Annotated in this window: 11 protein-coding genes; 6 read left to right on the forward strand and 5 right to left on the reverse strand. The window is 63.7% G+C overall.

The window, feature by feature from the left end; translation table 11 throughout:
- Positions 1–73: 73 nt before the first annotated feature.
- Positions 74–355, reverse strand: coding sequence for a hypothetical protein (locus tag ACVOLQ_RS11340; RefSeq protein ID WP_481528061.1), 282 nt, complete (start codon positions 353–355; stop codon positions 74–76).
- 570 nt (positions 356–925) lie between these two features.
- On the opposite strand from ACVOLQ_RS11340, the gene ACVOLQ_RS11345 reads away from it, so the two are divergent.
- Positions 926–2,365, forward strand: a complete 1,440-nt coding sequence (locus ACVOLQ_RS11345) for an aldehyde dehydrogenase family protein (protein WP_481528062.1) — start codon at positions 926–928, stop codon at positions 2,363–2,365.
- A 63-nt stretch (positions 2,366–2,428) separates the two neighbouring features.
- On the opposite strand, the gene ACVOLQ_RS11350 is transcribed toward ACVOLQ_RS11345, so the two are convergent.
- Positions 2,429–3,049 carry a TetR/AcrR family transcriptional regulator gene (locus ACVOLQ_RS11350; RefSeq protein ID WP_313171165.1) on the reverse strand — a complete coding sequence of 207 codons (621 nt, stop codon included), beginning with the start codon at positions 3,047–3,049 and terminating at the stop codon, positions 2,429–2,431.
- Between the two features lie 149 nt (positions 3,050–3,198).
- Here ACVOLQ_RS11350 and ACVOLQ_RS11355 point away from each other — a divergent pair, with 149 nt between their 5' ends.
- Positions 3,199–4,044: a universal stress protein gene (locus tag ACVOLQ_RS11355; protein ID WP_481528063.1), complete on the forward strand. Its 846-nt coding sequence runs from the start codon at positions 3,199–3,201 to the stop codon at positions 4,042–4,044.
- Positions 4,045–4,487: 443 nt separating this feature from the next.
- Positions 4,488–4,919 (forward strand): CBS domain-containing protein, encoded by a 432-nt coding sequence (locus ACVOLQ_RS11360; protein ID WP_481528064.1) that lies wholly within the window; start codon positions 4,488–4,490, stop codon positions 4,917–4,919.
- 278 nt (positions 4,920–5,197) lie between these two features.
- Here ACVOLQ_RS11360 and ACVOLQ_RS11365 read toward each other — a convergent pair whose 3' ends face one another.
- The gene (locus tag ACVOLQ_RS11365; RefSeq protein ID WP_481528065.1) at positions 5,198–6,472 is read right to left on the reverse strand and encodes a glutamate carboxypeptidase; all 1,275 of its coding nucleotides are present in this window, start codon (positions 6,470–6,472) and stop codon (positions 5,198–5,200) included.
- A gap of 581 nt (positions 6,473–7,053) precedes the next feature.
- Here ACVOLQ_RS11365 and ACVOLQ_RS11370 point away from each other — a divergent pair.
- A complete protein-coding gene (locus ACVOLQ_RS11370; RefSeq protein ID WP_481528066.1) occupies positions 7,054–11,550 on the forward strand; it encodes a CHASE domain-containing hybrid sensor histidine kinase/response regulator in 4,497 nt (1,498 codons plus the stop codon).
- Positions 11,551–11,555: 5 nt separating this feature from the next.
- Entirely contained in the window at positions 11,556–12,575 is a 1,020-nt protein-coding gene (locus ACVOLQ_RS11375) for a response regulator (RefSeq protein ID WP_481528067.1), read from the forward strand.
- Positions 12,576–12,883: 308 nt separating this feature from the next.
- Here the strand turns inward: ACVOLQ_RS11375 and ACVOLQ_RS11380 are convergent, their stop codons facing one another.
- Positions 12,884–13,264: a hypothetical protein gene (locus tag ACVOLQ_RS11380; RefSeq protein ID WP_481528068.1), complete on the reverse strand. Its 381-nt coding sequence runs from the start codon at positions 13,262–13,264 to the stop codon at positions 12,884–12,886.
- Positions 13,265–13,327: 63 nt separating this feature from the next.
- On the opposite strand from ACVOLQ_RS11380, the gene ACVOLQ_RS11385 reads away from it, so the two are divergent.
- On the forward strand, positions 13,328–13,813 hold the full coding sequence (locus tag ACVOLQ_RS11385; RefSeq protein ID WP_481528069.1) for a TspO/MBR family protein: 486 nt from the start codon (positions 13,328–13,330) through the stop codon (positions 13,811–13,813).
- A gap of 41 nt (positions 13,814–13,854) precedes the next feature.
- Here the strand turns inward: ACVOLQ_RS11385 and ACVOLQ_RS11390 are convergent, their stop codons facing one another.
- The gene (locus ACVOLQ_RS11390; protein WP_313171181.1) at positions 13,855–14,541 is read right to left on the reverse strand and encodes a Rossmann-fold NAD(P)-binding domain-containing protein; all 687 of its coding nucleotides are present in this window, start codon (positions 14,539–14,541) and stop codon (positions 13,855–13,857) included.
- Positions 14,542–14,549: the final 8 nt, after the last annotated feature.

Genomic DNA, 14,549 nt, shown 5'->3' on the forward strand with positions numbered 1-14,549 from the left:
GGCAACATACCCCCGGCGGAAGCGGAGGCGGCGTACTACGCCGGCAACACGGGTCACGCCATCGCGGCGTGACTCAAACGAAATGGCCTCCGGAGAAGCCGGGGCGATTCATGCCGTAATTGGGATTGCGTGCACTGGGGGCCGCCCGCCATACCGTCGGGATGATCCAACCGGTATAGAGCAGCAGCACCGCGAACAGACCAAGCAGCAAGGGCGTCCTGCCCTGCGCCAGCGCCCATAGCGCAGCGCCCCATAACAGGTTGCTGGGAATCACCCCCTGCAGCCAGAACACCCGCCACAGACGTGAGGGCGGCAGTTTGTCGCCCGGGGCAGTCATCGAACCTACAGCAGTCATGATCGGGACTCCTGAGTTGCGCAGCACTGTACCCGAGCTTGCGCCTGTGGAGCGGGCGGGTCAAATCCGCTGACGTTCCACAGCTGTCAAGCGCACTGTCAGGCGCCTCTCCAAGGCGATGTCGCCGCCGACGTCCGCTCCGCTGCGCTCCGACAGCGGACCTATCTTCCCAGGTGCCCGGCACACGGATGCCGGTTACGCCGGCTGACCAGGCCAGCGCTGCATCTGTCGCGACGTCGATAACCCCGCATCAGCGCCATCTACGCCATCTAGTCCGAACAGTCGGGACAGATCGCGCGGACTGGTTCGCCTTACCCTCGCTACTCATAAGCACCGATGGGGGTGCTGGCCGCAGACCGCTGCAGCCAAGCGCAGGCGGCGCAGGAATGAAACGCCGCCACAGGACAGCCGTGTGTCCCGCTGTGCAGGTTGCACGCAAGGATGCACAGACACTCGCCGCCCGGCAGGTGCGCCGCCCACCCTGGCAATAGCAGGCGCGGAAGGCCGCCGGCCTGCGCGTGCAGCCGCGAAAGACGAGCTTCCGCACCAACTGATGATGGAGATGAACCCATGTATGACCAGCACGAGCTGGAACGGGTATTGGCCCTGCAACGGGAAAGCTTTCTGCTGCAGGGCGATCCCCGCCTGCAGGAACGTAGCGCGCGTACCAGCCGGCTGGCGCTGGCGCTGCTGGAGAACATCGATGCCCTCAGCGACGCCCTTTGCGCGGACTATGGCTGGCGCGCGGCAGTGGTTTCCAAGGCCTTCGAAGGACTCAGCTGGGTGCAGGACATCGAACAGTCATTGCACGAGCTTGCGCAATGGATGGCGCCGCGCGCGGTACCCGGGGGCTTTGTGCAGGCCAAGCCAAAGGGTGTTGTCGGAGTCATGGGTGCCTGGAACTTCCCCTTGGCCTTGACCCTTCAGCCCGCCATGGCGGCGTTGGCCGCAGGTAATCGGGTCATGTTGAATTTCCCCGAACAACACCCGCGTACCGGTGCCCTGCTGCGCGAGATAGTCTGCGCGCGCTTCGATGAGAGTGAGGTAGCGGTCTTCAATGGCGATATCGACACCGCGCGGCAGTTCTCCGCGCTGCGCCTGGATCACCTGTTCTTTACCGGTTCCCCGCGGGTAGGTGCCTTGGTGTCACAGGCGGCGGCAAAGAACCTGGTGCCGGTGACGCTGGAGCTGGGCGGCAAGAACCCCGTCGTGGTGGCGCGTGACGCCGACCTGCTGCTGGCGGCGACCCGTATCGTCTCGAGCCGCCTGCTGAATGGAGGCCAGGTCTGCCTCTGCCCCGACTATGTGTTCATCCCCGACGAGAAATTCGAGGAATTCGTTGGCCACCTCAAGGCGCAGATCCGCAGTATTGCAGGTGACTACCTGCACAACCCGGCGATCGTGCCCAGCGTCGATGCGCGCAACTATGCACGCGTGCTGGCCCTGATCGACAACGCCGTCGCGCTGGGGGCACAGAAACTGGAGCCTCTGGCAGACACCCAGCTTCGTTATCTGCCCGACCCTGCTTCACGCCGGATCGCGCCTACCCTGTTGGTCGACGTGCCCGAGGCCGCCGAGGTCAACCACCATGAAATATTCGGCCCGGTACTGGTAGTGAAGCGTTATCTCGATGTGCAGCAGGCCATCGATTACATCGCACGTCATCCCGCCCCCCTCGCCGCCTATTGGTTTGGCGGCGACGGCGTCGATTTCCGCCACTTCCTGGACCATACGACCAGCGGCGGGGTAAGCCGCAACGATGGCTTCCTCCATGGCCTGCTGCCTGGAGTGCCGTTCGGTGGCATAGGCAACTCCGGCTCGGGGGCCTACCACGGCCGCGCTGGCTTCGACACCTTCACCCATTACCGCGCGGTCGCCAACGGCGCCGGCGAACACGGTGTTGCCGACGGCTTCGCCAGTGGCGCGATGCTCGGCCGTGCCGCGTTGGCCGGGGTGGACCGCAGCATTGCCGCAGCCATCGCCGGATTCAGGAGGTCTGCGGGGTTCTGAGGCATGCCGCATCTGGTAACCGCCAATGTCCGCTGGCGCACTCAACCGCGCAGTGCGGATGACTCAATCCGCATCATCCAGAAGACAGCGCACCAGCTTCTCGACCAGCCGGCTCACCTGCTTGCGATCGATCTCGGCCCCCACCGCACTGCGCACCATCACACCGTTGAAGATGGCCGAAATCATGTTCATCCGCAGCTCGACCTCGGCCGCATGCATGCCCGCCGGCAACCCGACCCGGTTGGATAGCGCCATGAACTCACCGGTTACCACCTTGTCGGACTGTCGCAGGATGCGCTGGATGGCCGGGTTGCGGGCGGCTTCGGCGGCCAACTCCAGTTGCAGTTCCAGATAGGCGGGGTCCAGGCAGCGGTCGACCGAATCGGCGACCTGCCGCGTTACCCGGGTTGCCAGGCTGCCGCCGCTCTCGTCTTCCTGCAGCTTGCGCGCAAGCTCGGAAATGTTCTGCTCCTCGCGCTTGGCAATGGCCTCGACGATGGCTTCCTTGTTCTCGAAGTAGTGGTAGATGTGCCCCGGGCTCATCCCGGCCGCTTTCGAGATCTTGGCGATGCTGGTGCCGTGGAAGCCATTTCGGCGGAAGCAGGCACTGGCGGCATCCAGCACCTGCTGACGGCGCGCCTCGCCTTTTTCCTGACCTGACGCAGCGCTGCTGCTCGCATTCATGAAGTGCACCTTGGGATGACGTGACCAGATTTGTGCATGACCGCAGCCAGGTTGTGTAGTACGATCATTCTAATTAGAACAATCATTCTAATTCAGCTCGGCATCCGGACCCACACCGGTCGTCGAGGCAAGCACAACGGAGCCTGTCCATGACCACCTTGCTGAAAGACATCGCGGTACTGTTCGACGCCAGCGAAGCCGGGCAACAGATCCTGGATACGGCAGCGCGGTTGGCCGGCGGCCATGCCGCACATCTGATCGGCATTACCGCCCTGGCCCAGCAACCGGCCTCCCTGCAGGCAGGCTTTGCCAAGGGCGAGGCATTGCATGAGGTGATCGTCCGCCACCAGTCGGTGATGGCCGCGCGGGCGTTGCAGCTGGGGCAGCGCTTGAACGACACGCTGGGGCGCCATGCTGTCAGTGGCGAACTGCGGGTGATCTCACACGCCGAATCCAGCAGCGAGTCTTCGCTGCATGCCCTGTACTGCGACCTGCTGGTCGTGAGCCATCCGAACATACCGGCCTCGCCGCTGACCTGGTCCGCTCCACAGATACTGCAGCAATCCGGCATCCCGATCCTGATCGTGCCGCGCGACTGGGGTGACAAACCAATTGGCAAGAACCTGCTGGTCACATGGAATGGCAGCAGGCAGTCACGCCGCGCCATCGCCGATGCCATGCCGATGCTGGTCAATGCGGCCGAAGTCACCCTGTTGATCATCGACCCGGAACGCAAGGCCGACCTGCACGGCGACGAACCCGGCGCGGACATGGCCGCGTATCTCGCTCGCCACCAGGTCAAGGTCAACCTGCAACGGCTTTCCTCGTCGGGCACGCAGGTGGCAGATGTGATCGTCGCACAGGCAAAGGCTGCGCACTGCGACATGGTGGTGCTCGGCGCCTATAGCCGGCCCAAGTTGAGCGAGGCGCTGTTTGGCGGCGTGACCCGAACCCTGTTGAGCGAAGTGCCTGTACCGTTGTTCGTCTCCCAATAGCCCCACGTTTGCTTCCCCACACCAAGTAGCGTCTGCCACATGCATGCAAGTCTGTATGCCCGGCCACCGAATCTCCTGCTGACTCTCCTTCAGCAGGGATGCCTCCCGGTCTCTCCCCCGGCCGCGGAGTGCTGCAGTCCACGGACTGCGCGAATGTCGCGATGACATCCGCGCCGGGAGGCGGTAGAGCCCCGCCTCCCGGCTTTTCTTTACCGCAAGCGTCCGCCACCTGCCTGAGGGCGGCCGTGTTCAGCGCCGGTTTTAGCGCAACTGAGATGCTGCAGATCAGCGTTGCATGCATGACGATCCATCCCATCCACGCAGGTAGCAACCAAGCTCCCGACTCCTAGAATCAAAGTGCCGAGATCATCGCGGCATGGCTGCCGTCTCCGGGTCAGCCAGGCGAACCATTCCGTTTGAGTAACCTGCAACAGGAAACATCAATGAACGTCCGCGAACTCCTGCAGTCCAAGAAGCAAACCGTTGTCACCATCGATGCGGAAGACACCATCGGTGCCGCCGCGCACAAGATGAGCGCGCACAGGATCGCCGCACTCGTGGTGATGAAGGACGACGTACCGGTAAGCATCATTTCCGAAAAGGACATCGTACGCAGCGTGGCCGACGATGGCCCCCAGGCGGGACGCCGGATCATTTCCAGCCTGCCGTCGACGGGCCTGGAAGGCATCGCCCCCGAGGCCAGCCTCAAGCAGGCGATGGCTTTGATGACGTACTCGCGCCACCGTCACCTGATGGTGACCGAAGATTCAAGACTGATCGGCATCCTCAGCCTGGGCGATATCGTCAAGAACCTGCTCAGCGAACTCGAACTTGAGAAGGCCGTGCTGCAGGACATCTACACTGCCGCGCACTGAACCGCGCATACGCTCAAATCGGGGCCTGCGTGCCTGAGACGCGCAGGCTCCACCCTTCACTTCGGCCGGATCGACAGCAGCGGCATGCCGGCGATTGCACCGCCACCTTCGAGACGCAGCGCGAGCTGCTGGCTGCATCGCGGTTCAAACCCGCATTCAACGCAATCCTGCGTCGCCATCTGCAACGGCCACGCGCTGGAGAGAACCGCTGTTCTCCAGCGCTGTCGATCGTTGCCGGCGAGGCAACACACATCCCCCCCAATCAGGGGGTACCGCCATTATCGACGCTGCGCGCGCTTGGCCAACTCGATGAGCATCCGCGACGCCAGATACAGGCGTGGCGGGATGGAATCAATCTCGATGTACTCATCGCGTGCGTGGTAACCCCAGCCCGCCAGGCCCAGGCCTTCCAATACCGCGGCATGGCCCGACCGCCCTGCGAAACCGGCATCGGTGCCGCCGTTGGTGGTGGGATGCATCAACAACGTGCGGCCGTCGAGTTCGGCATAGATCTCCTGTGCCAGGTCCGCCAACTCACGACCACGTTCACCCGCCACGTAGATCGGCCGCAGGGGCTCCAGCGTCACCGTGGTGGTGGTATCCGGCACCGCGTGGCTTTCCTTGACCTTGGCCTGCAGTGCCGCCAGCAGATTGGCATTGCTGTGGGTCTGCGTGACACGTGCATCCCCCCCCACTTCGGCGCGTTCCGGAATCTGGTTCCGCGCCGTGCCGGCATTGGCCGTGGTCCAGTTGAACTGCGCACCCGGCACCCCGGTGGCCACGTCCTTGGTCTGGATGATCTGATGGGCCAACTCGACGAGTGCGTTGCGGCCCTGCTCCGGAGCCGCGCCCGCGTGTGCGGACAGGCCCTGCACCGTCATCCGCACCTGCGAAGTGCCGGCGGCACTGAGCAGCACGCCTTCGCTCTCGATCACCGCCTTGGCCGGCGATGGCTCGAAGGACAACACCACGTCATGTTCGTCGGCCAGCTTGTCAATGGTTTCGCCTGAGCCCGGCGAGCCGATCTCTTCGTCTGGATTGAACAACACCGTGACCGTCGCGTAATCATTCCAGCCGCGCGCCTTGAGCAGGGCCAGTGAGTGCAGGATGACCGCGATCCCGCCCTTGTCGTCGGCAATACCTGGCCCGTACAGCAGATTGCCCTTCTGCTGGAAGGGCTCCTTTTCCAGGATGCCGCGGTCATAGACCGTATCGGCATGCGCGATCAGCATGACCTTCAGCTTGCCGTTGCCGCTGAAGGTACCGCGGACCAGATCCGGTCCTCCGGTAGCCGACGCAACCCGCTCCACCTTCGCATCCAGCGCGCTCAGCCGTTTGTCCAGATAGGCCATCAGCTTGCCAACGCCCTCGTGGTCGGTCGAACCCGATTCCACCGTCACCAGATCGCGTAGTGTCTCGATCACCGCCGGTTGTTGCGCCATGGCCGCAGACCGCAGCTGTGCATCGAGCTGCGCCGCTTGCACCTGTGCCTGCGGTCCCATGACACCTGCCAGCAACATGCCGCTGAAAATCGCCGTACGTAGAACGCTCATGCATCACTCCTGTGGCAACGATCCGACGCGATGATAACCGGCACAATCGGCGGTTCACCCTACTGCGCACTTGCAGGCTGGTGCTCGGACAGCGTCCCGGCCGGTCGCGGCTCCCGGGCAATCGCGCCCCAACGCCGCGCTGATCCGCATTGCCAGCGCACGCCGTCACAATGTGCCAGCGCCCAGGACGGCTCAGCTTTGTACACGTCAGCAACGTTCCGGCCCGGAGCTTGCTGTTTGCACGATGAAGGCTGCGGGTCTGCATCCAGACCCGACCTGGACAGGCTTGGTCTCGCTGCCCACGGAACGTAAGAGCCCACCATGGAATGCCTGCACCGGGCTCCTTGACACCCTTCACCCGAAGCACCTCCTGTCCAACCGACCGGGCTCGCCCGGCCGGCCAGCCATGACAGCCGGCTTCCCGTCGCTGGAAGGCCCTCGCATCGCATCGGCCGCGGCGTTGGAGGTTCCCGACCGCGTCTCTTGAGGCCCGTTCCGGACTGTCATAGAGTGCGCGCAGCGTGCTTGCCGTGCCCTTGGCGTCAGAAGGGCCACTGTCTTGGAGACATGTGGGGGAGTACATGGAAGAGGGAGATGCCTACGAAGCTTCCACCCGGCGATCGCTGGACCGCCGGTGGCTTGCGTTCGGCCTGGGCCTGTTGGGCATTGCACTGGCCGTACTTGTTGGCATCACGCAGCATCGCGACAACCAACAACATCAGCGCATCCGCTTCGACCAGGTTGCCAATGCAGCTACCACTACGCTGCAGACACAGCTGACGATGTTCGACCAAGGGCTGCGTGGCGCCAGGGGAGCGATCATTGCCGCCGGCCCACAGCTGGACCGCGACCGTTTCCGCGCCTATAGCGCATCGCGTGACTATGCACGTGAGTTCCCGGGCATTCGCGGCTACGGATACATCCAGCGCGTCGCCGCGGAGGACCACGACGAATTCATCGAGGCCGCGCGCAGCGACGGCATGCCGGATTTCCAGGTGCATACGCTGGCGCCCAACGATGGCGAGCGCTTCGTCATTCGCTACATGGAGCCGATGACCAACAACGAGGCCGCCCTTGGACTGGACATTGCTTCCGAACCGGTGCGGCGTGCGGCGGCGGAATACGCCGCGCGCAGTAGCCAGGCCTCGTTCACCCCACCCATTACCTTGGTGCAGGAAGCTGGCCTGAAGCGGCACGGCTTCTTGTTGCTGCTGCCAATCTACGCCTCCCACACACCTCCGCCCACCGCTGAAGAACGATGGATGGAAACGCGTGGTTGGGTGGTCGCGCCGCTGACGATCGATGCCGTGCTTGATCGGCTGGAGCATGAGGAACGTCCCTACGCGATTGCACTCACCGATGTAGGCGAAGACGCCAGCAGTGGCCCCTTCTACACCAGCCCCGATTTCGACTCCCTGGATCCCGCCGCGCCGCAGTCGGAACGCCACATGAGCATCTATGGCCGCAACTGGCGCGTGCAACTCAAGGCGCGCCCGACCTTCGTCCCAGGTCTGGGGTTGCCTACGCCGTGGCTGGTCTCGCTGGTGGTCGCCGGGCTGGGCTTGCTGAGCGTCGCGGTCTGGTATCTGGTGACTACCGCACGCGTGCGACGGCGTGCGGCGTTCCTGGATCACGCGCAGCTGCTGGCACTGGTGTCAGGCTCAAGCGAGACCATCATCGCCTGCAACCCTGTTGGCCGTATCACCTTGTGGAATGCGGCTGCGGAGAAAACCCTGGGTTACGCAGCGAGCGAAGCGCTCGGCCGCCGCATCGACAGCATGCTCGTTGACGAGGCCGGCACCCCCGCTTTCGATGATCTGTCCACCGACATCATCGGCGAACCGCACCAGCTGCGCCGCAAGGATCACGGACTGGTCGATGTGCTCGCCAGCCTCTCGGTGATCCGCGACCCCGCCGGTCATATGCAGGGCGCATCATTCTTCCTGCATGACATCTCCCACCATCTGCGTGCCGAGGAGCAGTTCAGGCGCGTGGTGGAGGCTTCGCCCAGCGCGATCCTGATGGTCAATGAAGCCGGCAGCATCCAACTGGCCAATGCGAAGGCCGAGGAACTCTTCGGCTACCCGCGGGAAGAACTGCTGGGCAAGACCATGGATCGCCTCCTGCCATTGGAGACGCGTGGCCACCACGCCGGCTACATCGAACGCTACTTCCAACAGCCCCAGGCGCGCCCGATGGGCGCCGGCCGCGATCTCTACGGGCTGCGGCGCGATGGTGCGCGCGTACCGGTGGGAATAGGCCTGAACCCGATAAACACCGCGGAAGGACGTTTCGCGCTCGCCTTCATCATCGACATCACTGAACGCAAACGGCATGAGGAAGGCATCATGCGCCTCAATGCCACCCTCGAGCAGCAGGTACTGGATCGGACCGCGCAGATACGCACCTATTCCTCCCGCCTGGGCGCCATCCTGCAACATGCCGGCTACGCCATCATCGTCACCGACCTGCGGGGCCGGATCACGCTTTTCAATCCCGCGGCGGAGCGCATGCTGGGCTATGACGCCAATGAGATCACCGCCAGCGACACCAATGCCGATCGACTGCACGACGGAGAAGAGCTGCGCTCGCGCGCGTCCGCGTTGTCGACGCAGCACCACAGCAACGTCGGTGCATCCTTTGCGCAGATTGCCGCCCTCACTACCTGCAAAGGCAGCGACATCGCCGAATGGACGTATGTATGCGCCGACGGAGAGCGCCTTCCCGTCGCGCTGAATGTAAGCACCCTGCAGGACGACCAGGGAGAGGCATCCGGCTACCTGGTAATGGCCTCGGACCTCACCGAGCAGAAGCAGCGTGATTCAGCACTGCACCATGCCATCACCGCCGCCGAACAGGCCAATCGCTCCAAGAGCGACTTCCTGGCAAACATGAGCCATGAAATCCGCACGCCAATGAACGCCATCCTGGGCATGCTCTACCTGTTGGACCGCGCTGACCTGCCTGCTTCCGCGCAGGACATGACCCGCAAGATCAATGTGGCGGCACGGTCGTTGCTGAGCATCATCAACGATGTGCTGGATTTCTCGAAGATAGAGGCCGGGCGGATCGAAGTGGAGCACGCTCCCTTTGATCTGGCCGAGGTGCTCGACAACGTCGCCACCCTCATGGCCTCCGCAGTGGATACGCATGCGGTGGAAATGCTGGTTTCGCCGACGCCAGAAGGTGCTCGCTACCTGCGCGGCGATGCCCTGCGCCTGGGCCAGGTACTGGTGAACCTGGTCAGCAATGCCATCAAATTCACCGAGCGCGGTGAGGTAGGGTTGCACGTCGCTCGCCAGCCCTGCGCGGATGAGCGCAAGATCCGCCTGCGCTTCTCCGTCTTCGATACCGGCATGGGTATCCCGCAGGAGAAGCAATCCATGGTCTTCTCCCCGTTCTCGCAGGTCGACTCATCGACCACACGACGTTTCGGCGGCACCGGCCTGGGCTTGAGTATCTGCCGGAAGCTGGTGGCATTGATGGGAGGCACGCTGGAGGTAGAGAGCAGCCCTGGCCAAGGCAGCACGTTCTTCTTCACCCTCGACTTTCCGCTGGCCAGCGCGCCTGGCGAAAAACTGCCCATACAGGGCCCGTGGCATGTACTGGTCGCGGATGACCATGATCTGGCGCGCGAGCACCTGAATACACTCATCCGCGGCTTCGGCTGGACAACCGAGGAAGTCGAATCCGGCCTGCAGGCCGTCGAGCGTGTCACCACGTCCACCGCCAGGCATTGTGATGTCGTCCTGATGGACTGGCAGATGCTGGGAATGGACGGGCTTGCCGCCGCCGCGGACATCCGCCGCCGGGTACAGACCGCACAGCAACCCATCATCATCATGGTCACGGCTTTCGAGCGGAAGCTGGTTGACGACGAGGCCAACCGGGCCGCGGTTGATGCCGTGCTGACCAAGCCGGTCACCGCATCCGTGCTCTACAACGCCATCAACGAAACGCTGGCCCTGCGAAACCCCGCGTTGCGCACGCGAAGCAGCGCTTTGCCCTCGAGCCGCCGACTGGAGGGCTGTCGTCTCCTCGTGGTCGACGATAGCGAGATCAACCGGGAGGTTGCACAACGCATCCTGGAAGACGAAGGCGCCGTCGTGGAGCAGGCCTGCGACGGTCGCGCAGCCCTGGACCTGCTGCGCGACAAACCCGATCGTTGCGATGCCGTGTTGATGGATGTGCAGATGCCGGTGATGGACGGCTACGAAGCTACCCGCCATATCCGGGCATCACCCGAGCTCCGGGCATTGCCAGTCATCGCACTTACCGCAGGGGCGTTCAGAACGCAGCAGGATGCGGCGTTGACGGCAGGCATGAATGCCTTCGTCGCAAAGCCATTCGAAGTGCCCGACCTGGTTGCGGCCATCCTCCGGTGCACGCGTGCTGCGTCGGAGCCACGCCCGCCACAACCGGATCTGCTGCAAACACATCCAGAGCATGCGGCGACATCAGCGCTTGAGTTGAGCAGCATGCCGCTGCTCGACGTCGACAAAGGGCTGGCCTACTGGCGGGAGGACGGCCCTTACAAGCGGAACCTCGCGCTGTTCGCGAGGCGCTACGAACGTGCGGTGGAGGGAGTCCAAGCCAGCCTCGCCCGGCATGACACGCCACAGGCACGCGCCGACCTGCACCGCATGCGCGGCGCAGCTGCATCGCTTGCGTTGTCGCGCCTGGTTGCCGCCTGCGCCGACGTCGAGGAATGCCTGGCACAGGAATTGGACGCCGCCGAAACGCTCCGGCGAATGGCATCCGTGCTTGAGGAAACACTGGCAAGCCTGCACCACTACTCGCAGGCCGATGAAGGCGATCAGCGCCCTGCCAGTGCCCCTCCACATGCCGATCCGGCCAACGCACTTGAAGAATTGCTCGCCGCCCTGGACAGCGCCAGCCCGGGGGCAATTGAGCATGCCCTCCACCGCCTGCCGGCCGGGCTACCCGACCACGTCCGGCACCGCATCGTGCTGTGTATCGAGGAGTTTGATTACCGCACGGCCGAACATGAGGCCCGCGCCTTGTTGGAGAGCCTCAACACCCATTCCCCCCCTGTCCAATCATCAACCCAGGATTGACGGACATGCCCAGCGGCCCGATCCTCTGCGTGGACGACGAGCCCAACAACTTGGCGCTTCTTCGCCAGATTCTTGGAAATGACTACACGCTGGCCTTCGCACGCGACGGCGAACAGGCGCTGCGCGTCGCCGGAAAACACACGCCAAGCCTGATCCTGCTGGATGTAGAGATGCCTGGCATGGATGGTTACCAGGTGGCGGCCACGCTCAAGGCCAATGCTGCCACCGAGCACATTCCGGTCATCTTTGTCACCGCGCTGAACCGGGAAGTGGACGAACGTGCCGGCTTCGCATGTGGCGGGGTGGACTACATCACCAAACCCGTTTCGCCCTTCATCCTGCGCGCGCGGGTGAACACGCATCTGTCGCTTGTTCGCGCCTCTGCGTTGAACAGCAGCTACCAGGATGCCATCCAGATGCTCAGCGTGGCGGGGCATTACAACGATTCGGATACCGGCGCGCATATCTGGCGCATGGCCGCCTATGCCCGCGTTCTGGCCGAAGCAGTGGGCTGGGAGCTCCCCAGGGCGAAACTGCTGGAGCAGGCCGCGCCGATGCATGACACCGGCAAGATCGGGATTCCCGACGCCATCCTCAAGAAGCCGGGCAAGCTGGACGCAGGCGAGTGGGAAATCATGCAGCGTCACACGCTGATCGGCTTCGAGATTCTCAGCCGCAGCAAGGCGCCCTTGTTCGAACTGGCAGCCGAGATCGCCCTCAGTCATCACGAACGCTGGGATGGAACAGGCTATCCGCACCGTCTGGCTGGCAGCCGCATCCCGGAATCGGCGCGCATCGTGGCGATCGCTGATGTGTTCGATGCCCTGGCAAGCCGGCGTCCCTACAAGGAGCCGTGGCCGGTGGATGCCGTCGTCGAAAAGATAAGGGAAGGCCGCGGCAGCCACTTCGATCCGCAGATGGTGGATGCCTTCGGAAACTGCTTGCCGGGCATCCTGGAAGTAAAGCGTTACTGGGATCAGCAGGAAGCCGGACCGGCCGCGGCTACTGACCCGCCAGCACATTGAGCTGAGGCGGTGCGCGGGCCGCACGCCGACCCGCCGGAGTGACAATGCCACCGGGACAGATAGGGGGATGTCCAGAAGCAGCAGCGGTGTGCTTATCTGCTCCCTCTAGCCGCACAAGCATTTGCCTTGACTGTCCGGGGTTCAATTACCAAACAGAACACCCATTCATTCCCTCTGGTCGAATGGCTCCTTCTGGGCGTTGGCGGTAGGTAGCGCGCCTGCTGAGCCGCCGACGCTATCCCAGACACTTTTCGCCCCTTCAATGCTTAACCCGCGCATGAGCGGACTATCCGCCCGATTCGCTGCCACTACCCGAAGCTGCGACGACGCTGCGTGCGCTGGAGCGGATCCACCAGCACCCGATTCCATTGGCGGTGGGGTTCAACCAATACGGCAGCAAACAGTATCTGCTCACCGCCAACGATCTGCTGGCGGCGATTGCGAGCCGTATCGCTGGCGATCTTGCCAATACCAGTGACGCCGAGTTCGGTGCTGAACAGAGGGACGGCAGCTGGATCGCGGATGCATGAATGTCGGTCGACGACTTGGAGCGCATCAGCGCCCATTCCACTGGCCTGCGGTGACGCCTGCTCACCGCCTCCCAGGTTCAGGTCGGATGCAAAGCAGGCGCATCGGCCTGTCGGGTTGAACCAGACACCAATCAGTACCATTGGCTGCCGGCGCTGCATCCAAACCCTGCAGCACCGCGTATAAGCGACACATGACCAAGCCGAAAAGGACCAGCAAGCGCCATGCAGATACGTAGACAGCTCCTCGGCTTCTCTGGCTGGGTCCTGGTCACCTTTCTCGCCGCAGCGCTTGGTGCGCGGGCCTCCATCTCCGCCTCCAGTTTCTACGCCGACCTTGTACTACCCACATGGGCGCCACCGGCGAGCCTGTTCGGACCGGTGTGGACCGCCTTGTATGCGCTGATGGCGCTGGCGGCATTCCTTGTCTGGCGAGAGCGCGGCTGGCGTGCAGCTGCCTCTGCGTTGACCCTTTACCTGCTGCAGTTGGGCCTCAACACCTTGTGGAGCTGGCTGTTCTTCGCCTGGAAACAGGGCGGGTTGGCCTTCGCCGATATCTTGTTGCTCCTGGTGTTGATCGTCGCCACGCTGGTTGCGTTCTGGCGTATCCACAAGGTCGCGGCTTGCATGTTGCTGCCCTATCTTGCCTGGGTGGGCTTTGCCAGCGTGCTCAACTACGCGGTCTGGCAGGCAAATCCCGGGCTGCTGTAGGCAGCCCAAACCCTTGCTGCCGCGGTACCGCGGCAGCCGGCTTACCCCGCGTCGGCATTCCCAAGCTGATTGATCTGCCTACATTCCACAACGGCAGGTGGATCAGGCATGCCTGCCAACGCGATCATCGCGCGGCCCAGAACCAGGTTGCTGGTGAACATCGACGGTAGGACAGCCGCTGTCAGCTGCATCATTGGCCCGCCAACCACATACAGCGGCTTCAGCAGCGCATGCCGGCTGCCGGTGCCGGCAACCGGTCGCACCCCGCCTGGCCGCAGCATCACCGTACGTCCCGGCAGCCGGGCCAGTGCCCGCTCCGTTTCGCCCTTGATGCGCAATGGCATGAGGTGGCTTTCAGGATTGGCGTGCGCACCCGACACATACAGGAACATTCCCTGTGGATTGGCTGCAAACCAGGTCTGCGCAACTGCCAGTGTGGTGTCCAGCGTGACCCGCCGGTACGCGTCTTCCGCTGTGCCCAAGGGCGGGGCGCCGGCGCAATAGAAGCAGGCATCGAAGCCCACCAGGTCGGCCTGGCGACGATGGGCCTGGAGGAAGTCATCCAGCACCAACTCCTCGGTTGCCGTGACCAGGCCGCCGGCGTGTCGCACCAGCGCGACCGTGCGTCTTACATGCACGGAGCCAGCGCAGGCCAACGCGACGCCTTGACCAACCAGCCCACTGGCTCCGGTCAACACGATCTTCAGCCGCCCGCCATCGTTCACCATTGCCCTCT

It is taken from the genome of Stenotrophomonas sp. STEN031, assembly GCF_056759975.1.

What these genes read in the sequence shown, in the direction of transcription:
- ACVOLQ_RS11370 (WP_481528066.1), top strand. Translation starts at nt 7,054, where the DNA reads ATGGAAGAGGGAGATGCCTACGAAGCTTCCACCCGGCGATCGCTGGAC.
- ACVOLQ_RS11360 (WP_481528064.1), top strand. Translation starts at nt 4,488, where the DNA reads ATGAACGTCCGCGAACTCCTGCAGTCCAAGAAGCAAACCGTTGTCACC.
- ACVOLQ_RS11380 (WP_481528068.1), bottom strand. Translation starts at nt 13,264, where the DNA reads ATGCAGCGCCGGCAGCCAATGGTACTGATTGGTGTCTGGTTCAACCCG.
- ACVOLQ_RS11375 (WP_481528067.1), top strand. Translation starts at nt 11,556, where the DNA reads ATGCCCAGCGGCCCGATCCTCTGCGTGGACGACGAGCCCAACAACTTG.
- ACVOLQ_RS11345 (WP_481528062.1), top strand. Translation starts at nt 926, where the DNA reads ATGTATGACCAGCACGAGCTGGAACGGGTATTGGCCCTGCAACGGGAA.
- ACVOLQ_RS11385 (WP_481528069.1), top strand. Translation starts at nt 13,328, where the DNA reads ATGCAGATACGTAGACAGCTCCTCGGCTTCTCTGGCTGGGTCCTGGTC.
- ACVOLQ_RS11340 (WP_481528061.1), bottom strand. Translation starts at nt 355, where the DNA reads ATGACTGCTGTAGGTTCGATGACTGCCCCGGGCGACAAACTGCCGCCC.
- ACVOLQ_RS11350 (WP_313171165.1), bottom strand. Translation starts at nt 3,049, where the DNA reads ATGAATGCGAGCAGCAGCGCTGCGTCAGGTCAGGAAAAAGGCGAGGCG.
- ACVOLQ_RS11365 (WP_481528065.1), bottom strand. Translation starts at nt 6,472, where the DNA reads ATGAGCGTTCTACGTACGGCGATTTTCAGCGGCATGTTGCTGGCAGGT.
- ACVOLQ_RS11390 (WP_313171181.1), bottom strand. Translation starts at nt 14,541, where the DNA reads ATGGTGAACGATGGCGGGCGGCTGAAGATCGTGTTGACCGGAGCCAGT.
- ACVOLQ_RS11355 (WP_481528063.1), top strand. Translation starts at nt 3,199, where the DNA reads ATGACCACCTTGCTGAAAGACATCGCGGTACTGTTCGACGCCAGCGAA.